Source organism: Pontibacter korlensis (genome assembly GCF_000973725.1).
Lineage (GTDB): Bacteria > Bacteroidota > Bacteroidia > Cytophagales > Hymenobacteraceae > Pontibacter > Pontibacter korlensis.
Genome location: NZ_CP009621.1, coordinates 3,037,745 through 3,059,348 on the forward strand (window position 1 = coordinate 3,037,745; position 21,604 = coordinate 3,059,348).

Annotated in this window: 18 protein-coding genes; 10 read left to right on the forward strand and 8 right to left on the reverse strand. The window is 46.8% G+C overall.

The features are described from left to right. Positions 1-34 precede the first annotated feature (34 nt). Positions 35-727 carry a glycosyltransferase family 2 protein gene (locus tag PKOR_RS13095; RefSeq protein ID WP_046311313.1) on the reverse strand — a complete coding sequence of 231 codons (693 nt, stop codon included), beginning with the start codon at positions 725-727 and terminating at the stop codon, positions 35-37. A gap of 154 nt (positions 728-881) precedes the next feature. Here PKOR_RS13095 and PKOR_RS13100 point away from each other — a divergent pair, with 154 nt between their 5' ends. After that, a complete protein-coding gene (locus tag PKOR_RS13100) occupies positions 882-1,373 on the forward strand; it encodes a peroxiredoxin (protein ID WP_046311315.1) in 492 nt (163 codons plus the stop codon). 75 nt (positions 1,374-1,448) lie between these two features. Here PKOR_RS13100 and PKOR_RS13105 read toward each other — a convergent pair whose 3' ends face one another. The 5 genes from PKOR_RS13105 to PKOR_RS13125 form a co-directional block, all read right to left on the reverse strand. Next, the gene (locus PKOR_RS13105; RefSeq protein WP_046311317.1) at positions 1,449-2,030 is read right to left on the reverse strand and encodes a hypothetical protein; all 582 of its coding nucleotides are present in this window, start codon (positions 2,028-2,030) and stop codon (positions 1,449-1,451) included. Between the two features lie 332 nt (positions 2,031-2,362). After that, a complete protein-coding gene (locus PKOR_RS13110; protein WP_046314461.1) occupies positions 2,363-2,596 on the reverse strand; it encodes a hypothetical protein in 234 nt (77 codons plus the stop codon). 277 nt (positions 2,597-2,873) lie between these two features. After that, on the reverse strand, positions 2,874-6,503 hold the full coding sequence (locus tag PKOR_RS13115; protein WP_046311319.1) for a T9SS-dependent M36 family metallopeptidase: 3,630 nt from the start codon (positions 6,501-6,503) through the stop codon (positions 2,874-2,876). Positions 6,504-7,180: 677 nt separating this feature from the next. Beyond that, positions 7,181-8,566, reverse strand: a complete 1,386-nt coding sequence (locus PKOR_RS13120) for a neutral/alkaline non-lysosomal ceramidase N-terminal domain-containing protein (RefSeq protein ID WP_046311320.1) — start codon at positions 8,564-8,566, stop codon at positions 7,181-7,183. A gap of 57 nt (positions 8,567-8,623) precedes the next feature. After that, positions 8,624-9,949, reverse strand: a complete 1,326-nt coding sequence (locus PKOR_RS13125; RefSeq protein WP_046311321.1) for a mechanosensitive ion channel family protein — start codon at positions 9,947-9,949, stop codon at positions 8,624-8,626. Between the two features lie 323 nt (positions 9,950-10,272). Here PKOR_RS13125 and PKOR_RS13130 point away from each other — a divergent pair, with 323 nt between their 5' ends. From PKOR_RS13130 to PKOR_RS13145, 4 genes are all read left to right on the forward strand, one after another. Continuing rightward, positions 10,273-12,537, forward strand: a complete 2,265-nt coding sequence (locus PKOR_RS13130) for a Tex family protein (protein WP_046311323.1) — start codon at positions 10,273-10,275, stop codon at positions 12,535-12,537. A gap of 230 nt (positions 12,538-12,767) precedes the next feature. After that, positions 12,768-13,412 (forward strand): porin family protein, encoded by a 645-nt coding sequence (locus PKOR_RS13135; RefSeq protein ID WP_158453774.1) that lies wholly within the window; start codon positions 12,768-12,770, stop codon positions 13,410-13,412. Positions 13,413-13,554: 142 nt separating this feature from the next. After that, complete coding sequence (locus PKOR_RS13140; protein ID WP_046311325.1) at positions 13,555-14,304, forward strand: YgaP-like transmembrane domain; 750 nt, start codon at positions 13,555-13,557, stop codon at positions 14,302-14,304. A gap of 44 nt (positions 14,305-14,348) precedes the next feature. After that, positions 14,349-15,518, forward strand: a complete 1,170-nt coding sequence (locus PKOR_RS13145; protein ID WP_046311328.1) for a zinc-dependent alcohol dehydrogenase — start codon at positions 14,349-14,351, stop codon at positions 15,516-15,518. Positions 15,519-15,628: 110 nt separating this feature from the next. Here the strand turns inward: PKOR_RS13145 and PKOR_RS13150 are convergent, their stop codons facing one another. Both PKOR_RS13150 and PKOR_RS13155 read right to left on the reverse strand, forming a co-directional pair. Next, complete coding sequence (locus tag PKOR_RS13150) at positions 15,629-16,054, reverse strand: hypothetical protein (RefSeq protein WP_046311329.1); 426 nt, start codon at positions 16,052-16,054, stop codon at positions 15,629-15,631. 46 nt (positions 16,055-16,100) lie between these two features. Next, positions 16,101-17,504 carry a high affinity choline transporter 1 gene (locus tag PKOR_RS13155; protein WP_046311331.1) on the reverse strand — a complete coding sequence of 468 codons (1,404 nt, stop codon included), beginning with the start codon at positions 17,502-17,504 and terminating at the stop codon, positions 16,101-16,103. A 199-nt stretch (positions 17,505-17,703) separates the two neighbouring features. Here PKOR_RS13155 and PKOR_RS13160 point away from each other — a divergent pair, with 199 nt between their 5' ends. From PKOR_RS13160 to PKOR_RS13180, 5 genes are all read left to right on the forward strand, one after another. Further along, positions 17,704-18,612, forward strand: a complete 909-nt coding sequence (locus tag PKOR_RS13160; protein ID WP_046311332.1) for a M48 family metalloprotease — start codon at positions 17,704-17,706, stop codon at positions 18,610-18,612. Positions 18,613-18,717: 105 nt separating this feature from the next. Continuing rightward, entirely contained in the window at positions 18,718-19,440 is a 723-nt protein-coding gene (locus PKOR_RS13165; protein WP_046311333.1) for a head GIN domain-containing protein, read from the forward strand. 8 nt (positions 19,441-19,448) lie between these two features. Next, complete coding sequence (locus PKOR_RS13170; protein WP_046311335.1) at positions 19,449-20,033, forward strand: hypothetical protein; 585 nt, start codon at positions 19,449-19,451, stop codon at positions 20,031-20,033. Positions 20,034-20,190: 157 nt separating this feature from the next. Next, a complete protein-coding gene (locus PKOR_RS13175) occupies positions 20,191-20,394 on the forward strand; it encodes a hypothetical protein (protein ID WP_148561687.1) in 204 nt (67 codons plus the stop codon). Positions 20,395-20,512: 118 nt separating this feature from the next. Further along, the gene (locus PKOR_RS13180) at positions 20,513-21,445 is read left to right on the forward strand and encodes a M28 family peptidase (RefSeq protein WP_046311338.1); all 933 of its coding nucleotides are present in this window, start codon (positions 20,513-20,515) and stop codon (positions 21,443-21,445) included. Positions 21,446-21,604: the final 159 nt, after the last annotated feature.

Consider the following 21,604-nt stretch of genomic DNA (forward strand, 5'->3'; position numbering starts at 1 on the left):
TTGTCATAACTTAACCCGATACGGTAAAAACCGCCTACAGGTACTTAAATATAGTCAGGATGATTTTATATCCCGCCATGATTGTACCTTTTACTGTGCCTGAAACTTTAGAAGTGCCAATGCGCTTGCGATAGGAAACAGGTACCTCTGTATACTTTACATTTTTTCTTGCGGCCTTGGCCTGCATTTCTACTGTCCAGCCATAGGTGCGGTCGCGCATACCCAGAGCCAGTAAGGTATCCAGCTTTATTGCCCTGAATGGTCCAAGGTCTGTAAAATGGGCACCGTAGAACAGGCGGAGCAACGTGGTGGCTAGCCAATTACCGAAAACCTGCTGTGGCATCATTGAGCCTCGTGCTCGTTTACCCAATGCCCTGGAGCCGATCACCATATCTGCCTGGTTCTGTAGTATAGGCTGCAACAGCCTTGTTACCTCTTCGGGGTAATCCGAATAATCTCCATCCAAAAATACAATGACATCCGGGCGGGTTTCTGATGGCTTGGCAGCTGCATAGGCTATACCTTTTAGGCAAGCATTTCCATAGCCAGGCCTAGGTTCGTGCAGCACGGTAGCACCTGCGGCAGCGGCAGCTTCTGCAGTGCGGTCGGTGGAGTTGTTGTTCACCACAATCACCTCCTCTACAATATTGCTAGGTATATCGCCCACCACCTGAGAAATGGATTTTTCTTCGTTGTAAGCGGGTATAATTATGTTTACTCGGGCCATAGGTAATATAGGAGCGGCAAAGATGCCCAATTTCCTCTAGACCTCCCTATTAATGCTGTTTTTCTTTGATAATCTGCCCTATACGGCACTACCTTTGCAGTGAACTATTTGCCTGCATGCAGGTTTTTATAATGTTAATACATTCACAACTAGTATGAAAGAGGAAGCCATAAAGGTAGGAGATAAAGTCCCTGATTTTGAACTGGAGCGTCAGGATGGAGGCTTTTTTCGCCTGTATGATCTTTTAAGGGAGAAAAATGTTGTGCTCTACTTTTATCCGAAAGACAGTACTCCTGGCTGTACAAAGCAGGCCTGTGAGTTTCGCGACCAGTACGAAGTTTTCAAAGAGCAAGGTGCTGAGGTGGTAGGTATAAGCTCTGACAGTGTGGAGTCGCACCAGCGTTTTGAGAAAAACTACCGCCTGCCTTTCAAGCTACTTAGCGACAAAGGTGGTCAGATCAGGAAAATGTTTGGTGTGCCGCGCAAGTTGGGTTTGTTACCTGGCCGTGTAACGTACATTATTGACCAGGATGGTATTGTGCGCTATGTTTTCAACTCTATGTCAAAGCCGCTGGAACATGTTAGTATAGCCTTGGAAGTGCTTCGTGAAATCAACAGCGAGCAAAAGCACTACAACAAAGCTTAGTTAGTTTGAAAAGAGAAAACAAAATGGGCAGCCAAAATTACTTTGGCTGCCCATTTTGTTTTCTCTTTAATACTTTTATTTCCTGTTAAATATATCGATCAGCTCAAACCTATTGCCATTGTTCAGCTCCACCATCAGAAATCCTTTTTCCTTGTTGAAGTAAACAGTTTTAGGGTCGTTAGCATTGGTAGTAGATCCCTCCAGAACATAGGCGTTAAACTTTTTATCTCCTACAGATACTTCCTCAGTTGGGTCGTCGTTTGGAGAAATTTCCCAAGCAACGTTGGTACCTATACCCACTTTAATGATGAGCGAATCTGGCTTCTTTAGTATATAAGTAGCCATGAACGGTAACTGTCTCTGCTGGTCCTCAATGATGTTTGTTAGTTGCGTATTGCGCTGCTCAATGCAATCATCTGTTACGGAATAACCATCGCCGGGAAGGCTCTGCACGTAAATGCCTGTGCGGAAGTATGTAACAGTATCACCATCGACAGACAAATTTTTAAATTTAACAGTGTCGCCAGCTCCATATACCAGCCACTGCGAGTCTTCTGGAGTAGGCTCTGTAATGGTTATCTCTCCACAGTTATCGCACGAAGCTAACGCCATTGAGGCAAATATCAGGAGGAAGAATGATTTTACTAATGTCTTCATTGGGTGGTGGAAAAACAGTTAAAGATCGTAATTTTTTGCCAAAGTTTCTCTCTATATCAGACAGAGTACTTTTGAGTATGCAAAGGTTGCATGGCTTCGGCTTTTTTGAACCAACTGATTACTTCCGAAAAATGGTCGTGAGATGCCGCTGGTAGGATAGCTGTTCCTGCCCTTGTAGCTTAATTTAGTTATTTCTGGGATACGCTTTCCTTATCCCTTCCAATCTGTACAAGTAAGGAGAAGGCCAGGCACAGCAAAGCCAGCAAACTTAACTAAGATACAAGATACTTAAAGTTTGCTGGCTTTGCTGCGTTGGTAGGTTATATCGAAGGCTAGCTTCTGATCGGTATTGGCTGTGGTTTCAGCTTAGGTCGTAAAACCAGCCACACAATTGTGCCGAGAATAGTGCCTGAGAAAAATGCGAGTCCCGCGATAACCCACCCATTCAGGCCACGAAGTTCTGCATCATAGTAAACGTATGTCAGGATCAAACCTAGTAGTACCAGGTAGAGCCCGATCATGGTTAAAAAAAGAATATTGGTTATATCGATTGTTGTCGGTTCCATAACACATTGAGCTAAATTGTACATATGCAGCGATGTAACTACCTCTGCTATATTTGTTTAACTCCAACGGTCATTTTATGTTTTTAATTATTTAAAGAAACATATTGCATTAGATGGTATAATGCAATAGAATGATTGTATTGTGTAGTTACATGAGCTGTAGGCAGAACTTACTATAATTGCACAGACTTAGCTTCTCTTCTTCTATAGTTAAACTATAGGCTAATAAAAAAAGCCGCCCTAAGAAGGCGGCTTTTTCCTGTATAACTAATATGAATTACTTCTTAATGATAAGTCTGTGAGTTTCTGTCTGACTTTCAACAGTAACCTTAAAGTAGTAGATACCACCCTTCAACTCATCTATAGGTATGGTTACACCGCTTTGTCCTTCAGTAGCTTCTAACTGCTTATGCAGTACCTGCTGCCCTAAAGTGTTTACTGCCGTTACCTCTACTAACCCCGAGGTATTGTGTGCCAAACGGAGATTTACGGTATGCTGTGCCGGGTTAGGGTAAAGTATAGCTCGGCTAGCCGGAGCAACAATGCTAGATGTCTGCGATGCAGAAAGTGTCTCTGCCTTCAGAACCAAAGTCTCGTTGGTTGCTGTAGCATCACCACCCCACTTAGATGTTACTGATGCAGTGTTTACAACAGTAGTTGGGTTAGAAACAATGTCAACATTGTCTACATACCATCCTGTTGCTCCAGTTAATACATCAGAGCCCATTCTAAAGCGGATTAATACATTCTTACCCGCAAAGCTGCTCAGGTCAACTATAGTTTGGATGTAACCGTTGCTACCACCAGTAAAGGCCGGGCCACTAATAGTGGAGGCATTTTCCAGGGGAATTGTGCTGTTATAGCCATTCTGGATCATCTTATCACCAAGGTTAGCCCATGAAAGACCATTGTTAGTGCTAATTTCTACCACACCACCGTCAAATCCACCTTCGGTAGCATAGCTATGCCAGAAACGAAGAAGAGCATTCTCACCTATTGTTACAGGAGTGGCTATTCTCAGGTATTGGTCGCTAAACTCATTCGGGTCTACTGCGAACCATGATGTTTTACCACTGTACGGATTCTTCGTGCTAAGCTGCCAATCCTTAAGACCGATCAGGTGTGAAGTTTTCCATTTTGAACCTCCATTCTCCATGTCATCCTGGAAGTATATAGTAGTACCGTCACCCTTCTGTACCTTCACTTTAAATGAGCGTGTAATTGTCTCACCCTGCGCCATTTTAACAGGCTTGAACCAAACCACATCGCCCGAAACTTTTGGAGCATCTTTACCAGATTCGGCTACATAAGCTGTGCTGGCTGGAATGGTGCTGCTAACGGCTACGCCACTCATTGAGCTGGCTGTATGGTTCGTTACAGTGATGTTGTAGGTCAATTGGCCTCCGTCAACTACAGGGCTTGGGTTAGCATCGAGCTTGATAGCGAACTGAGGCTCGCAAGACGGTGGCATATCGAATGCTTCGGTTCCATCGGTCAGGTCATTGTTGCTGCCTTGCGTAGCGCTGTAACCTAAACCTCTTTTTGCGAAAGCTCTCCAGATGTAGCATTGGTTGGCACCGCCGTTGTTTATTCTGTCTGCGGCCAAGATTGCATCGCGGGCATCAATGAAGCCAGGGCTACAAGGCTGCAGCTTCAGACCATCTATAATCAATTGTAGGGCTATGTTGTTACCGCCCTTGCCGTTATAAATATCAGGATCGTAACCGTACTCATCTATCAGGCTCCAGGTCATATCCCACAGCATGGTAGCCCAGATAAAACCTACACCGTGTGGTACTGAGATTTCTGCGTTGGAAATGTCACCGTAAGTATAAGGGTTAATGCCCATATCGGTGCTGTAAGGTGCAGGGCGAATGCCATCACCATCAGTGCCTTGAGACTGCACATAGGTGCCAATGCCACGGCGCTGAGGGCCGGTGTCACCAGGACGCATAGTCATGAACAGAGCAAAGTAATCGCTCCAGCCTTCACCACCTTGTTCAGCACCTGATAAACACTGCGTGCTAGGGCCTCCTGTCAGGCGGATTGAGATACCGTGGCCATACTCGTGGGCAATGATGCCGTTGTCCAAGTCACCATCTCGAAGTGGAGGTACGCCTCCCTCACGACGTAGTGAGCCTGCCAGACCTTGAGAAAGAGCAGCTTTTAATTTTTCGCCATCAGCCTTGCTGATCATGATGGCAGGTATAAGTACGGCTGTACCTGTTTCGTCGCCACCCATTGAAATAGGGTCACCATCTACGTTGTTCACGACAATAACGGCGGTAGCGCCAGATGCTTGGGCGTTCAGTGCTTTTTCAATGAAAGAGCACTCCCCACGGTCTACTAGAGCAATGTTACCAGTAATCTGATCCTGGTTGTTGAAAGGCACAGGTACAGAGCCTGCAGGTAGAGCTGGTGTGCCGCTGCAACCATTGGCAGGGTCAGCCATAATGATGCTGCCTGAAACACCTGTTTCACCTACTTGTGGGCCAAATGCAGCCTGTACTGCAGTGTAAGAGCCAGCTACGGAAGAAGGATTTATGATATGGAGCAATTTGGCTGGCAAAGAGGATGTCCAAAGATACATTTGCATGCGGCCAGGTACACCATCCTGCAGAGTAAGGAAGTTAGCGTTGTTGGTACCGCCGCCATCCTGCGCTTCAGCCATCACAGCGTCTAAGCCTTGTCCAACACCTGTAAGGTTTGTTTGCTGAAAGTTTCCGCTTTCTTCGTCAAAGCCATACAGGTAGAAAACGTCATGCATCAGGTTGTTCCAGTAGAACAGGTTTGTTGTGGCAGCCTTCACATAAGTAGTCGGCTCCTGGTTGAGGTCAAGAGGGAAGTCAAAGTTAAGGTTCAGGCCTCCATCAGGGCTGGTACCAGCGTTGGCGCCTGCTCTGTCTTCATAGGCGTGCACGTTATTGCCTTTGGTAATAGTATAGGAAAGCAGGCCGTCGTTGTGCCAGCCCAAAGGAGACGCAGTTGCGTTCTCTTTGCCAGTAACCAAGGTTCTATCACCGTGGCTTGGAGTTTCGAAAGGTACATCATAAATCCTGTATGTACCGCTGGTGGCAACAGTGGCAGCAGCGTTTACTGGAGCGAAGGCTTTGGCCATGATCTCCTGCTGCAGCTTTCTTTTCTCAATAGTAGTTAATGCTGTTGCTCTTTTTGTGGTTGCACTTTGAGAGAAGCTAGCGGTTTCGCCTGGCGCATCCGTTACAGCAGGTTGTCCCCAATTATCATGCACTACTAAGTCTTCTTTTTTCAGTACCTGCCCGTCTGCTGCATCAATATACATGTTCCAGTAACTCTGTCCATCAGTAGGGTAGATGGAAACCTCCCAGGCAAGGCGTACAGTACCATCTGGCATAGGCTGGTATACCAACTTGGCAGGGATGGGAGAGAGTGAAATGCCGCCATCACTAAGTACAACAGCCTTTGCTGCAGCAGGTACCTTGTCGGTTGGGGCTTTGCGCTCTTTTACAGTTAAAGGGGCTTTTACTTGTAGCTTCAGGTGGTTGGCAGCTGCCCTTGCTGCTTGCTCAGGCGAAAGGCCTGCAGCGCTTCCTTTTATGGCAGCACGTAAATTAGGTACAAACCTGTTACCCATATTCACTACGTTGCCATCTTTGTCGATATTAATGTTGATGTTAGCACCAACTACTTCTATGCCCTGAAAGCGCTGGCGAAGGTAAATGTGTGTTACACCGCTTTTTTTACTGGTGTACTGGTCTGTGACTACATAATCTGAAATGTCAGCAGAAGTAAGTTTGTGATCGGCTTTAGTTTGCTCGATGTGCTTTAGTGCGATGTTAAGTGCTGATTGAGCGTTACTGACGCTGGGGAGTGTCAGTAACAGGAAGCTCAGAAGCCACAGTAACCGGCTGGGGGATAAATGTTTCATGAATGTTTAAGGTGTTAAAGGTGTTACATGTACTAGTTTGTTTGTAAGGTTAGTCAGTAGTCTGCGTTAGTGCTTAAAGTCTTCAGTAGTGCCACAAGCATTTAAGCTGAAGGACAGGCCTCCCTGTACAGCCGTAAAGTTGCCCCTGCTGATAATAATGGTGTAAATACGTTGTGGTTTGGAAGTTGGATGTTATAGCAAATGCTGGTTTTAAATGCTAATATAACTAAAAGTAGATAAAGGTTTTCCTTGATTGTCTTCCGGAAAGGTGATATGGGAGCTTCCTTGTACAGCAGATGAGTGTTTAAACTTCATTATGTAGGTGCATGCGAGGGTACATGAGAAGACTTTGTACTTATGTTACCTTACTGCTAGTATAACTTTTTTGTTGTAAAGTTTAAGATTGTTGCTTTTGATTAATTGTGTTTTAACAACAATTGTGCTTTGGTTGAGGAGGTGTTGCGTAGATGATTTAGTTTATATTATTGGATAATATTTAGAAATAAATTTTCCCCCAACGTTGAAGGCTAGAAAGAGGAGGAGTTGCAGGGAGCAAACTGTATCACTTGAGTCAAATTGATAAATGCGACCTAGTATGCATAGCTGCGCCGAGAGCGAGGATAGCGCTCCAGAAATGTTGTATCTACCGCTTGCTTAGTTAATATAGATTCGTAAACCTATGGCTGATGCTGCTGTAATTGGCGCAACATGATTTCAGTTAGATAGCTGCCGCTGTAAGGGCCGAAGAAATTCATGCTACGGGTTTCATACTCATCTAAAGTATAATACTTGTCAGGGGTAATGTAGCCAATATAGCCGCCGTTAAAGCTGGTTACTATAGCATTTTGTCCCTGAGCTTGTGCCTGCTTTGCAAGTTGGGGTACAAACTCGCCGGAATAATCGGCTGGAGCACCTAAGAAAACTACCTCCCCCAGCTGCAAGCTGGTTACATAAGCGGGGTGATCCCCAAAAATCCCATTGAAGAGAAAAGGAGCGAGTCGTAAGCCCTGCGTAATGCGCCATTGAGGCTTTGGCAAGTCCAGTTCTGTTCTGCCATGCCCTATAGTATAAATATACTTTGTTTCAACATGTAGCAGCTCCTCCCGAAGTAGTTTGGCTAAACGCTCGCCTACAGCCTCTGTACTCTCATGCGTGTCTCCATCGAAATATACAGGACTATGGCTGCCTACTGCACCAGCCGAGAAAGAGGCAAACTTAATGCGTTCTTCCAACTCATCAACCAGCACACCAGGATAGTCTCGGGAGAGGCTAGGTGTTTCGGAGGGAAGTATGGTAGCGTGTGCTGAGAAAACAGAAAGTACGGCTGTTGTACCATCCTCTCGCTCAAACTTCAGAAAGCGCAATTCTGTGTCGCGGTTTTGCTGCCGATCAGCATAGTATGGGTTATCTTCATCGTTCAGCAGCCTGTTCTTTACTAAACTAGGCGCGCTAACACTGCCGAAACCTACTTTAGTAGCTTGTAGGTCGCGTCGGGCTAGCTCCATGCTCTGTACAATCTGCTGTGTCAGTCGCTGCACCAGCTCCTCGTCATACTTACCTGTCATAAGCTTGATTCCTAGCTTTTTGCCCCATCCGCCAAAGCTGGTGTGGCTGTGGGTGGCTGTCAGGTACACTTGCTCGGGTTTAAGGTTAAGTTCAGGATATATTTTCTCCAGCTCCTGTAGCACCTGCATCGGTACAATCAACAAATCTAATGCTACATAATAGGCCTCAGTTTTTCCATTGCTAAAAGCAAAGGTGCGTACCCAGGCAGAGTCGTGGACTTCTTCGTAGCTCATACCAAGGCGCTTGCCATAACCTGCCAGGGGAGTGCCTACCGGCGGTGTGATGTTTACTTTTGCCCAACCAACTTTTACCGTGTCGCCCTGGAAGATAGTAACAGGGGTTTCTTCAAGATCATCGATTGTTTCCTCATAATAATCGGTCTCCTGGTATGGGGTGCGGTCGAGGGGGCGGACAACGCAGGCAGTAAGCAGCAACAGAAATGCCAGCACATACAAGTAAGTATAGCGGACGGTAAGTATTGATCTTATCTTGCTCATTTAGATGATTGTGGCGTGCTAGGCTGGTGCTGTGCCCTCTTGTGCAAATATCCTGCCTTAGTTTTGCATTGCCTCTACGGCAGTGTACAGGTTATTTTTGTTTGTACCTTGGTTAGCAAACATCTGGCGCATATCGTCTGCAGCAGGGTATTCAAATACCTCCAGGTCAAAGTATTTTACTGCAGCCAGCAGGTGGTCAAAAATGTCGGCCATTATCTGCTCGTACTTCTCCCAGCGTACATCATTCGTGAACACGTATAGTTCAATGGGCATACCAGTGGTGGTAGGCTCCAGCTGGCGTACCATCATAGTCATGTGCTTGTGCGTAAACTCGTGCTGCGCGATATAGGCATCAATATACTTCCTGAAAGCACCCACATTCGTCATGCTGCGGCCGTTAATAAGCAGGCTTTTATCTATTGATTTCTCCTTGTTATACTTGTCTATTTCGCTTTGCCGCTCCTGCAGATAACTTTTAATTAGCTGAATCTTGCTGAAGCGTTTTACATCCTGCTCAGATAAATACCTTATGCTGGAAATTTTGATGAGTATAGACCGCTTGATGCGACGACCACCTGCGCTCTGCATGCCGCGCCAGTTCTTAAAAGAGTCTGAGATAAGATAATAAGTGGGAATGGTGGTGATGGTTTTATCGAAGTTCTGCACTTTTACTGTGGTCAGGTTAATCTCGATCACATCACCGTCTGCACCATACTTCTCCATGGTGATCCAATCTCCGATACGCACCATATCGTTGGTAGATACCTGGATGCTTGCCACAAAGCCAAGTATGGTATCCTTGAAAACCAGTAAAAGTATAGCTGAGGCTGCACCCATGGCAGTAATAAATGCCCACACTTCTTTGCCTGTAAGCAGCGAGAAGACCAGTAGGCCACCTACAAAGTATAAAAAGATGGAAATGACCTGCAGAAAACTATCCACGGGCTTGTCTCGGAAGAGAGGTGTTGTTTTAAGGTAATCCTTAACAGTGCGCAGGAAAGCTCGGATGACCCAGATGCTGAGGAGTACTGTGTACACATCTGTCAGTGTCCTCAGCGGCTTTATCCAACCCGCGAAATCAGAAAACACGATAGGCAGCGACTGTACCACAATTATAAGCGGGGCAACCTTTGCCAGGTGGTTAAAAATCTTGTTCTGGATGAGTAGGTCATCAAACTGAGTAGACGTTCTAGCAGAAAACCTTTGCATAGCACCTACCAGCAGACGCTTTGTAAAGGCGTGGGCAGCATACACCAGCAGCAGCATCACTATAAAGAGCAGCAGCATGTTCAGGTACACCGCAGAGCTCTGTGGCATGCCAAGTGCAATCAGGTGATTATACGTCCAGTGGTTGATGTGTGAAAAATGATTTGTTGTCTCCATGTTTCAGGGTTAAGGTTGGCAATGGATTGCGGGGCAAAGGTAAGAAATAATGAAAGAGGCAAGTAGCCTATTCGCTTATATGACTTGGTCTTACAGCAGGCGTGGATGCTTATGCTTTTATTTGCGGCCTTTTCACCCGATTAAGTTTTCAGGTTAGGCAATAAGGTTTAAATTTGGCGTTCTGAAAGTCCGCAGTTATACTTTAACAAAGGGCAAAAGCCATTGGAGCAGGAGGGGGAGGAGCATATGCCTTTTCAGAGTTAAGCCTATACTTCCCCCCATTTGCTGCAGTGCATAAGCAGACTATTGTCTTACATCAATATATGGAACCTAATTTAGATCACCTTTTAAAGATAGCCTCTGAGCTATCTATTACCATTAAACAGGTAGAGGCTACCACCAGATTACTTGATGAGGGAGCAACGGTGCCTTTCATTTCCCGCTACCGTAAAGAAGCCACCGGATCGCTTGACGAGGTACAGATTGCCGGTATCCGCGACAGACTGGAGCAGCTTCGTGAGCTGGACAAGCGACGTGAAAGCATCCTGAAGTCTATCCGCGACCAGGAGAAGCTGACGCCGGAGCTGGAGGCCCAGATTATGGCTACCGAAACGATGGCTGTGCTGGAGGATATTTACCTGCCTTACAAACCGAAGCGCCGCACCCGCGCCACCATTGCCCGCGAAAAAGGACTGGAGCCATTGGCAGAGCGCTTGTTTGCCCAGGAGAATTTCGATGTGGAGGCTGAGGCTGCAAACTTCGTTTCGGAAGAAAAAGAGGTAAAAGATGTGAATGAGGCGCTTGCCGGAGCACGCGACATCATGGCCGAGTGGATGAACGAAAATGCCGAAGCACGTGCCACCATGCGTCAGCTATTCGAGAAACAAGGCGTGTTTAAGAGCCGCGTAATTATGGGCAAGGAAGAGGAAGGCCAGAAGTTCAAAGATTACTTTGAATGGGAGGAGCCGATCGAAAAAGCACCGTCGCACCGTGTGCTGGCCATGCGCCGCGGCGAAACTGAAATGGTGCTGATGCTGTCGGCTCAGCCTGACGAAGAAGCTGCGCTGGCGAAACTGGAGGACATGTTTGTGCAGGGCAATAATGCTGCCTCAGAGCAAGTACGTTTGGCTGCCAAAGATTGCTATAAGCGCCTGCTTAAGTTGAGCATGGAGACGGAAGTGCGCCTTAGCTCTAAAAAACGTGCCGATGAAGAGGCCATCCGCGTATTTGCCGATAACCTGCGCCAACTGTTGTTGTCTTCGCCGCTAGGCCAGAAAACTGTATTGGCACTGGACCCTGGCTTTAGAACAGGTGTAAAATCGGTTGTGCTGGACAAGCAGGGCAAGTTGTTGCACAACGAAACTATCTACCCACATACAGGCCAGCACAAAGAGCAGGAGGCAGCGCAGGCAGTACGCTACATGGTAACAAGGTTCGAAGTAGAAGCCATTGCTATTGGTAATGGTACTGCCAGCCGCGAGACAGAAGCTTTCGTGAAAAGCCTGAAGCTGCCAGCCTCTGTAATGGTAGTAATGGTAAACGAAAGCGGTGCCTCTATTTACTCAGCCTCTGAGGTTGCCCGTGAGGAATTCCCTGACCAGGATGTGACAGTACGTGGTGCTGTTTCTATTGGTCGCCGCCTGATGGACCCACTAGCTGAACTGGTGAAGATCGACCCGAAAAGTATAGGTGTTGGCCAGTACCAGCACGATGTGGACCAAACGGCTCTGAAGCATTCTTTGGATGACGTGGTGATGAGCTGCGTGAACGCTGTAGGTGTGGAGGTAAATACAGCCAGTAAGCAATTGTTGACCTACGTTTCTGGTCTTGGGCCTGCGCTGGCACAGAACATTGTAGAGTACCGTAACCAAAACGGCCCGTTCCGTACCCGTACCGAGCTGAAGAAAGTATCCCGCCTGGGCGATAAAGCCTTTGAGCAGGCTGCTGGATTCCTTCGTATCCGCAATGCAGAAAACCCACTCGATGCCTCCGCTGTGCACCCCGAAAGCTACCCGATTGTAGAGCAGATGGCAAAAGACCTGGGCGTAACAGTTAGCGATCTGATGAAGAATGAAGAGCTTCGTAAGAAGATTGACCTAAAGAAATACGTAACCGACACCGTTGGTTTGCCAACCCTACAGGACATCATCAGCGAATTGGCTAAGCCAGGCCGCGACCCACGTGAGACGTTTGAGGCATTCAGTTTTACAGAAGGTGTTAATGAGATCAAAGACCTCCGTGCAGGTATGAAGCTGCCGGGTATCGTGACCAACATTACCGCTTTCGGAGCTTTCGTGGACATCGGAGTACACCAGGACGGTTTGGTACACGTTAGTCACTTGTCTGACCGGTTCGTGAGCAACCCACACGATGTAGTGAAGGTAGGGCAGAAAGTTGAAGTAGCTGTGCTAGAGGTAGACGAAGCCCGCAAGCGTATCTCACTAAGTATGAAAGGTGACCCTGCTGCTGCCAAACCAGCCGGAGGTGGAGGCGGCAACCGCAACAAAGGCGGCCGTAAGGAGCGCGAAGAAGAACCAATGGACGACTTCCAGGCGAAGCTGGCCAAGCTGAAGGGTATGTTTAAGTAAGCTTGGGAAAGTATATAGTATTAAGAAAGCCCCTGCTAGTGTATAGCAGGGGCTTTTTGCGTATCTGAATTCAAAAAATACGAGCACTACAAGTTGCACTTCCTGATGCCTTTTCAAAGGTACTATCACTTGCTACGTCAAAATACAGATTGAATATATTCAATAAGATAACATATAGTTAATATTTCATACAAGCTTTTATATTATATTCGTTATATAAAATGTACTATATGAAAAACAAAATTTTACTAACAGTTGCAGCAGCCCTGGGTTTGGCTTTCGCTGCTGAGGCGCAAACAGTGTCTATCGGTCCTCGTGTGGGTGCTACTTTTGCAAAATTAAACCTGTCAGGTGATGATGAATTCACAGATGAGGTTAAAGATCTGATACAGTCGAAGCCAGGTTTACAGTTTGGCGCTGTTGCTAACGTGATGGTAAACGACTTGTTCTCTGTACAGCCTGAGCTCCTTTATGTTCAGAAAGGCTATCAGATAGAAGAGGGTGGAGTGTCAGCTAAGGAAACAATGAACTACCTGGAGGTACCCGTTCTGGCTAAGATATCCTTTGGATCGGGGCAGGTACAGGGCTTTGTTACAGCTGGTCCTTCTGTAGGCTATTGGCTGAGCGCAAAGAACAAATATGAGTATGACGGTGAGGAAGAAACTGAAGATTACGAGTTTGAGGATGAAGACAATAGAACTGAGTTTGGTGCCAACTTTGGCGTAGGTTTGGCTTATAAGGTTGGAGCTGGAGCTTTAAACCTTGACGTTAGGTATGGTCTAGGGCTTTCTAACCTGTATGATGACTCAGGAGACGATTCCAAAGTGAAGAACAGAGTAGTCGGTGTTTCCCTGGCTTACCTGTTCAGCCTGTAATGCTCTAAAGCAGCTTTGTTGAAGGCGGCTCCTGCACTTGTGGGAGCCGCCTTTTTGCTTTATTAATTCGTGGGTTAACCAATCTTACGGGTAACCGAAGCAACGGCATGAGCGAAGCAGCACGTATCCCCTAGAAAAGCTTATGGATACATACAACCAGAACATGTCGGAGCTGCTGCATACGGAGCATATCTCGCCTCCGGTAAGTGGCACGAGCCACATAAATGTAGGTACGACAGAACGTGTAGCTTCTTTAATTGGCGGTGCCCTTCTTGCCTACTATGGTCTCAAAAGAACCGACAAGGCTGGCTGGTTTTTGGCGGCAACAGGAGGATCTTTGCTGTTCAGGGGGATAACTGGGTATTGCCCCACTAACGAGGCCTTAGGTCGAAATACGGCAGGTGAAAAAGATATTGCCATCGAGATAACACGCAGCCTCACCATAAATAGACCGCGAGCGGAGCTGTATCAGTTCTGGAGAATGTTTGAGAACCTGCCCCGATTTATGCATCATCTCAAAGAGGTGCGGCAGCTTGGTCCTAAGCGTTCGCACTGGGTAGCCAGAATACCAAAAGGTGTGGGCACTGTGGAGTGGGAGGCAGACATCATTGAGGAAGAAACAGACCGCCTCATTGCCTGGCGCTCCTTAGAAGGATCTGATGTAGATAATGCCGGTGAGGTGCGTTTTTTAGATGCTCCTGCTAACAGAGGTACTATAGTACAAGCTACTATTACTTACAGGCCGCCAATCGGGGATGTAGGTGGCGGCATTGCAAAGCTGCTCAACCCTGTCTTTAAACAAATGGTGCTAAACGACCTTCACCGGTTTAAACAGCTCATGGAGTCCGGGGAGGTGGCAACCATTAAGGGGCAGCCTTCCGGGCGGAAGTAAAACAGCCTCTAATACTATCAATTCACATCTAAACAAAGCAAACTATGAAAGCATTATGCTGGAACGGTATAAATGACCTTCGGATAGAGCGCGTGCCAGATCCTTCCATACTTAACCCACGGGATGCCATAGTGCGGGTAACCATGTCGTCGGTGTGTGGCTCTGATCTGCACTTGCTGGATGGCTACGTTCCTACCATGAAAGCCGGAGATATTATAGGTCACGAATTTTTAGGTGAGGTAGTAGAGGTAGGGGCAGATGTGAAGAAGCTGAAAAAAGGTGACCGCGTAGTGGTAGGCTCCATTGTTGGCTGTGGAGGCTGTGAGTTTTGTCAGTCAGACCAATGGTCGCTATGCGATAACTCGAATGCTCAGCCAGAGTATACCGAGAAAGCGTATGGGTATCCTACAGCAGGTATCTTTGGCTACTCCCACGCTTTCGGAGGATATGCCGGCAGCCATGCAGAATACATACGCGTGCCCTTTGCTGAGCTAGGTGCTTTCAAAGTTCCGGAGGATCTGCCTGACGAGGCGCTGGTGTTTGTGAGCGATGCTTTCCCGACCGGTTTTATGGCTGCGGATATGTGTGGCATTGTGCCCGGCGATACAGTGGTAGTATGGGGCTGTGGCGGTGTAGGCCAAATGGCAATACAAAGCGCTTACCTGTTAGGAGCAGAGCGTGTTATTGCCATCGATAGATTTGAGGATCGCCTGGAGAAAGCGAGGCGCTTCGCGAAAGCCGAAGTATTGAATTATGAAAAAGTAGATGTGCTGGAAGCGCTGAAAGAAATGACAGGAGGTCGCGGCCCAGACCGTTGCATCGATGCCGTTGGTATGGAGGCACATACTACAGGTGTTGAACAATACTACGACAGAGCCAAACAAACGCTGCGTATGCAAAGCGAGAGGCCTGCTGTACTACGGCAGGCTATTATGGCCTGCCGCAAAGGTGGCACTGTGTCTATTGTAGGAGTATACGGCGGGCTGATAGATAAATTCCCGATGGGAGCAGCTATGAACAAAGCCCTTACCTTCAGGATGGGGCAGATGTTTGCGCAAAAGTACATCCCCCAGTTACTGGATATAGTAGCAGAAGGCCAGGTCGACCCGAGTTACCTTCTTACACACAAATGGACGCTGGATCAGGGGCCGGAGGGTTATAAGATGTTCAAAGAGAAGACTGATAATTGTATGCGGGTGGTGTTTACACCGTAGACGGAATGAGCAGGAACAAAGGAGAGGGAGTTGCTGTGTTGGTAGCTCCTTTTTTATGAGAAGCAATCAAAGGTATAAAGAAAAAGGAAACTTAGGAGAGGAGTGACAGCTTATAATGTCTTTTCTGTATCCCGAAACCACCTGTAAGCATCCTCTAACCGATCAAAAAACTGCATTTCAAATGGATAGATGGGTCTGGATAAGTCCATCAGGTTTTCAAGGATTAGTTTGCTCAGTACATCATCAGGCACAATAAAAGCCATTTTCTTAAGCCTTGAAGCAGAAGCAAGGCGTGGTACAGTTATCTCGGTGGCCCATATCTGATCTTCTGTGGATATAATACCGCCTGCCTTATTGTTTACCAGCCAGAACTTCAGCTGCATCTCTATAGCAGTTTCTATGGCTGCACTCAATCCCTTCCGGTAGATTCTGGAAGGTACCACTCCCTTTGCCTGTACAACCATGAGTTGCTCAGTTGGCCTGACAAAAATAAGGAATTCAGGCTCGTCTATGATTGTAATCTCTTTTTCTGACATGGAAGCTTAGTGTAGTGTCATAAGATGAGTTATTGTTTTATTAGACTTATCTTACTTGCTGCTGCTGTACTGCTTTTGGTTCTTGTTTGGTACCTAAAAGCTGCCCCAGGAACAAACCTGCTATACTTGCTGCCAATCCATACAACATTGGGTTTACGCTTGTTTCTAAAAATAAGGCTAACAGCCAGACTCCCATGCCTGCCAGCATGGAGGCGATAGCAGCTGCAGAGTTGGTCTTACGCCATAACATACCTGCAACTAAGGGTACAAAAAGGCTCACGAGGCTTAGCGCCGATGACTCACTAACCAGTTCGTATATGTTGCTGCGCATGAGCGCCATACTTAGAGATACCCCGGCCACTAACAGCACACTAACACGGGAAAGCAGCAGGAGCTTTTCATCAGAAATGTTCTTTATGAAAGGTTTCAGCATATTTTCGCTTAATACAGCTGCAGGCGCCAGTATGCCCCCGCTGGCTGTGCTGATAATAGCAGAAATAAGTGCTCCGAAGAACAGCACCTGCACCAGTAAAGAAGAGGAGCGTAAGATAAGGCCAGGTACCAGCAGCTGGGCATCCTCATGCATTAGCTCTGGGTAGAGAAACTTAGCGTATAAAGCCAGTACGAGCGGTATGAAAGCTATTGTTAAGTACAGGAAGCCAGCTCCAATAGAAGAGGCTACTGCCACACGCTCTGAGCGTGCAGCCATCACCCGTTGAAAAACATCCTGTTGAGGAATGGACCCTAAGCCAATAGTTATCCAGAGGCCAAAGTAATTAAGCCAACTTACACTATCCCGCTCCTGCGGCACAAACCGGAAGAAGTTATCGGGTAAGGTGGAACTTATCTGTTGTAGTGGCACCTCCTGCATCAGTTCCCAGGAGATAAAGATGAGGCCGCCAATAATCATCACTGTCTGCACAAAATCAGTGATGGAGACAGACCACATACCGCCCATAAAAGTATAACCGACAACAATCAGGCTGCCGATTACTATTCCAGAAACAGTCGAAATGTTGAACACCTGGTTCATTACAATGCCCAATGCCACCATTTGTGCCGCAATCCACCCGAAGTAGGAAATAATCATGAAGAAGCCGGCAATTTGCTCCGTTAGCCGATTGAATCGAATCCGGTAGTAATCGCCCATGGTTAGGAGATTCATGCGGTAGAGGCGTTTTGCAAAGAACAAACCGACCAGCACGAGGCAGAGTGCTGCTCCAAAAGGGTCTTCAATAACACCTAGCAAACCATGCGAGGCAAATTCCGAAGAGGCACCCAAAAGCGTTTCAGAACCAAACCAGGTAGCAAAAACAACAGCTGTAGATATATAAAAAGGAAGCTGCCGACCTGCCAAAAGAAAGTCTTTCGTATTGTGTACACGTCTGGATGCCCAAAATCCTACCCCAACATTGAAGAGGAGATAAAGCAGCACGAAGAGTATCAGCATGATAGAAGATTTTAACAGCTTACGAGGGCAATTATTCGCTAAACTGTGGGAGTAATGCGGCCTCTGTTACAAATAATTGAGGTTTGAAACGTGCAAATTACAAATTACTGATTTTCTGGCAAAATACTTGCTACTATACTAGTCGTCGCTGAAACAACGTTTTATTGTTGTAGCAGCGATATCCTCAAGAAACAATACTATGCCATACTTCAGAAAACTTACTGTTGCGCTGGGGCTGATATTGGCTCTGGTGTTCGGGCAAGTAGCTACAGCGGCTGCGCCTACTGCCACTACTACAGCCACTACTGGTGCCCGCGACATTGTGCAGGAAATCATTAACGTGGTGGGGCTGAAGCCTCGCTTTGAACTGCGTGCCGCCGATATTGACAATGCCGCTGCAGTGGTGTACAATGGTGAGCGCTACATACTATATAATGAGCGCTTTTTGGCTGCCATCAATAATGCTGTGCATACTGACTGGGCTGGTGTAAGTATACTTGCACACGAGATTGGGCATCATCTTAATGGCCATACCTTAAGCAGAAGCGGCAGTAATCCGGCTGATGAGCTGGAGGCAGACGAGTTCTCTGGTTTTGTATTACGTAAAATGGGGGCTAGCCTGGCCGAAGCACAAGCGGCTATCAACTTGCTGTCGGAAGAGGAAAGTTCTCGCTCGCACCCTGGCCGTAGTTATCGTTTAGCTGCCATCAGCAAAGGCTGGCGCAGTGCTAATGACCAGCTTCTGGCAAGTGCCAAAGGCCCGCAGCCTGACCAGCGTGCTATCGAGCCGACACCTTCGCGCTCGCGTGTGGCACAGCAGCAACCGCAGCAGCGTACTACCACTGCTCGGACAGCATCCTTGGATAGCCGCATGGTACTCTCTAGAGTAGTGTTCAGTAAAGCGCCGCGCGAGCAGTTTTATCTTACTTCGCGCCTGCACCTGGTGCACTTAACCAAAGATGGGCCTAAGGTAATCGGGAAGCTGACAAAAACAGGTAATCCGGATTATCCTTACTACTTTGAGAGCGAATACCTTAAAACAGTGTTTGTATCTGATGAGGGGGTACTTGTAAACAGGCAAGGGCAGCGTGTAGGGCATCTGACCTAACTTATTATATTACTTAGGCAACAGGCCACATCGTTAGTAGCGGTGTGGCCTTTGTATTTTAAAAATTTAATAACTTGCAGGAAACGCCTACAAAACCATAGAACTATGAAAATCCTGAAACTGCCTGCAATGCTGCTGGCCTCGGTGGCACTATTGGCCACTATCACTTCCTGCGATGACGATGGCTTCTGCCTGAAAGGCGAAGGTGACGCAGAAAGCCGTACATTAGAACTTGAACCATTCAGAGGTGTTGATGTAAGTGGCGACACTAAAGTGTACATCCGACGCGGAAGTGGTCAGCAGGTAGAGGTGCGGGGGCAAGGTAATATTCTCGATGAACTGGAAACCGATGTTCAGAATGGTGTTTGGGGTATTGAGTTCGGCCGCTGCCTGCGCAAACATGAGACAGTGGAAGTATACATTACCGTTCCGGAGCTAGACCAGGCGCATGTTGGTGGGTCTGGGGCTGTAACTTTGGAAGATGTGTTTGAGACGCGTAATTTTGAAACCAGTGTGTCCGGGTCGGGGGATATCTTGCTACGCCTTGTGTCAGAGCAGGTGAATGCCCGCATCAGTGGGTCTGGCACAATTCGTGCAGGTGGTATTGCCGAAAACCAGGATATTTCAATTTCTGGATCAGGTAAGTATAGAGCCTTTGATGTGAATAGCCGTGCTGTAGAGGTAAGCGTTTCCGGCTCAGGTGAGGTAGAGGTAAACGTAGATGAGCAGCTAGATGTGGATATTAGCGGAAGTGGCAGAGTGTACTATACTGGTAACCCAAGCGTTAATTCCAGTATCTCAGGTTCTGGGAAGGTAATAAAGAAGTAAAATATAGTATGACCAAAAAGGCAGGAAATTATGCACTGCTGCTGATGCTTCTAGTACTCAGCTTTGCGTGTAAAACCAAAAACGATGTTGATGCTTTTAAAGAAGCAAAGTATGATCTGCAAAGTATAGATCGGATGGAGCTGAATGGCATCGATTTACTGAAGAAAAAACGTCCGCAGGACTTTTCATTTAACGATGCGGCAGTACTATACTCTGCTTTTGCCGACAATGCGCTTAATGCAGTGTCCACCATTGGGCTTAAGGTAGACTTACCAGAGGGCAGCGAAAACCGTACTATGACAGTTACAAAGCTGAAGTGGCAGCTGCTGGTAAATGATGAGCATACGCTAAATGGTTTGGTAAGTGAGCCGGTAGAGCTACGGGACGGCGTAAATAACATTACTATTAGTTCGCCTCTTTCCTTTGCTACTGAATCAGGAGGGCAGCCAGACCTGAACAAGCTTCTGCGCCTTGCAACATTACTAAACAAAGATAGCGCCGACCGCCCTAAGGTAACGTTACAGATAAAGCCCACCATACAAACCTCGGTTGGGCCGTTCGAGTTACCAACTTTCATCAACATAAAGCAATAGGAAAAGCCAGGTAATGCCTGGCTTTTTTATGGAACCATTTCTCTCGTTTTAACCTTATGTAATTGTAACTTTTTAGAGAAGCAGCACGTAGTGGTGCGCTTTTTGCAAGTTTTGTGTCTATAGATATTTCACTTTAAAAGTATTTCGCATGATGAACATGGAGTACGAAGTTCTGAGAGATAAAAACCTGTCTGTTTTGGCAGCATCTGTAAAAGCTTTTATGCAATTGGGGTGGAAACCAACAGGAAAGATTGTGGAAAATAAGGGCGACTTTGCGCTGAAGATGGAGCGAGCCGTTGAACAGCGCTGGCAACGACCAATCGGGCAGCGCAGCTGGGTGGCGTGGCCTTCGTATAACTAAAAATTAAGCATTTGGCAGATAAAGCTTTGTCTGCTACCTTAGAGCATGTTTAAACTCTTCTTGCGGATGGTGCCGCTTTTAAGAAGAATTTGAGCATGCTCTACTTATTTTAAGACTAATGAAGAAAACACTCGCGCTGGCATTTGTACTTGCCACACCACTTTTGAGCATAGCTCAAAGTAGTAAACCTGATGCAAAACTTTTGCTGCAAGATATAAAAGTACTTTCTGCCGATTCTATGCAAGGGCGCCTGAGCGGTACCAAAGGTAGTGAAAAGGCGCAGGCTTACATTCTAAGGCGTTTTAAGGAGGTGGGGCTTAAGCCGTTCAACGGCAACTACAAACAACACTTTAGTATTGATACAAAGCGGGCACAGGTGCCAGAGGCGACGAACCTTGTTGGCTACATTCCCGGAAAATCTGACAAGGCCATTGTTATCACAGCGCATTATGATCATGTAGGGGAGCGTGAGGGTAATATTTATAATGGTGCCGATGACAATGCCTCAGGGGTAGGAGCTTTACTGGCAGCGGCAGCTCATTTTTCTAAGCATCCACCTAAACATACTTTGATTTTTGCCGCCCTGGATGGTGAAGAACTAGGCTTGCAAGGCGCTAAGGCTTTTCTGGAGCAGCCGCCAGTGCCTGTACAAAATATCCTGCTCAACATTAACATGGACATGCTGAGCATCAACAACAAAGGGGAACTATATGCCAGCGGAACCTACCATTACCCGCAGTTGAAGCCTTACCTGGAAAAAGTAAAACCGCGCAAAAAAGCGAAACTGATGTTGGGCCACGATCGCCCGGAGCAGGGGCAGGACGACTGGACCGGTCAATCAGATCATTTCAGGTTTCATGAGCGGGGCATACCGTATGTATATTTCGGAGTAGAAGACCACCCGCACTACCACAAGCCTACTGATGATTTTGAGAATGTGAATACTGTTTTCTACCCCGATGCGGCTGCTCTTGTCATAGACTTTTTAGAGATTGCAGATAGCAGCCTACAGCGTATCTCGGTGCAGAAAAAGTCTGCCGCTCAGAGATAGATTAAAGTAGCATGTTACCTAATTGATTTTGTTGCTTGGGAGTAATGGGTTGATAATAAGGTATATATAAATATGCTTTATTTTGTACTATAACTAATTTAATATTCCGATATATTTATTCTAAAACCACCATCTTTCTTGTAGATAAATCGTAGAGTA

What these genes read in the sequence shown, in the direction of transcription:
- PKOR_RS13095 (WP_046311313.1), bottom strand. Translation starts at nt 727, where the DNA reads ATGGCCCGAGTAAACATAATTATACCCGCTTACAACGAAGAAAAATCC.
- PKOR_RS13100 (WP_046311315.1), top strand. Translation starts at nt 882, where the DNA reads ATGAAAGAGGAAGCCATAAAGGTAGGAGATAAAGTCCCTGATTTTGAA.
- PKOR_RS13105 (WP_046311317.1), bottom strand. Translation starts at nt 2,030, where the DNA reads ATGAAGACATTAGTAAAATCATTCTTCCTCCTGATATTTGCCTCAATG.
- PKOR_RS13110 (WP_046314461.1), bottom strand. Translation starts at nt 2,596, where the DNA reads ATGGAACCGACAACAATCGATATAACCAATATTCTTTTTTTAACCATG.
- PKOR_RS13115 (WP_046311319.1), bottom strand. Translation starts at nt 6,503, where the DNA reads ATGAAACATTTATCCCCCAGCCGGTTACTGTGGCTTCTGAGCTTCCTG.
- PKOR_RS13120 (WP_046311320.1), bottom strand. Translation starts at nt 8,566, where the DNA reads ATGAGCAAGATAAGATCAATACTTACCGTCCGCTATACTTACTTGTAT.
- PKOR_RS13125 (WP_046311321.1), bottom strand. Translation starts at nt 9,949, where the DNA reads ATGGAGACAACAAATCATTTTTCACACATCAACCACTGGACGTATAAT.
- PKOR_RS13130 (WP_046311323.1), top strand. Translation starts at nt 10,273, where the DNA reads ATGGAACCTAATTTAGATCACCTTTTAAAGATAGCCTCTGAGCTATCT.
- PKOR_RS13135 (WP_158453774.1), top strand. Translation starts at nt 12,768, where the DNA reads ATGAAAAACAAAATTTTACTAACAGTTGCAGCAGCCCTGGGTTTGGCT.
- PKOR_RS13140 (WP_046311325.1), top strand. Translation starts at nt 13,555, where the DNA reads ATGGATACATACAACCAGAACATGTCGGAGCTGCTGCATACGGAGCAT.
- PKOR_RS13145 (WP_046311328.1), top strand. Translation starts at nt 14,349, where the DNA reads ATGAAAGCATTATGCTGGAACGGTATAAATGACCTTCGGATAGAGCGC.
- PKOR_RS13150 (WP_046311329.1), bottom strand. Translation starts at nt 16,054, where the DNA reads ATGTCAGAAAAAGAGATTACAATCATAGACGAGCCTGAATTCCTTATT.
- PKOR_RS13155 (WP_046311331.1), bottom strand. Translation starts at nt 17,504, where the DNA reads ATGCTGATACTCTTCGTGCTGCTTTATCTCCTCTTCAATGTTGGGGTA.
- PKOR_RS13160 (WP_046311332.1), top strand. Translation starts at nt 17,704, where the DNA reads ATGCCATACTTCAGAAAACTTACTGTTGCGCTGGGGCTGATATTGGCT.
- PKOR_RS13165 (WP_046311333.1), top strand. Translation starts at nt 18,718, where the DNA reads ATGAAAATCCTGAAACTGCCTGCAATGCTGCTGGCCTCGGTGGCACTA.
- PKOR_RS13170 (WP_046311335.1), top strand. Translation starts at nt 19,449, where the DNA reads ATGACCAAAAAGGCAGGAAATTATGCACTGCTGCTGATGCTTCTAGTA.
- PKOR_RS13175 (WP_148561687.1), top strand. Translation starts at nt 20,191, where the DNA reads ATGGAGTACGAAGTTCTGAGAGATAAAAACCTGTCTGTTTTGGCAGCA.
- PKOR_RS13180 (WP_046311338.1), top strand. Translation starts at nt 20,513, where the DNA reads ATGAAGAAAACACTCGCGCTGGCATTTGTACTTGCCACACCACTTTTG.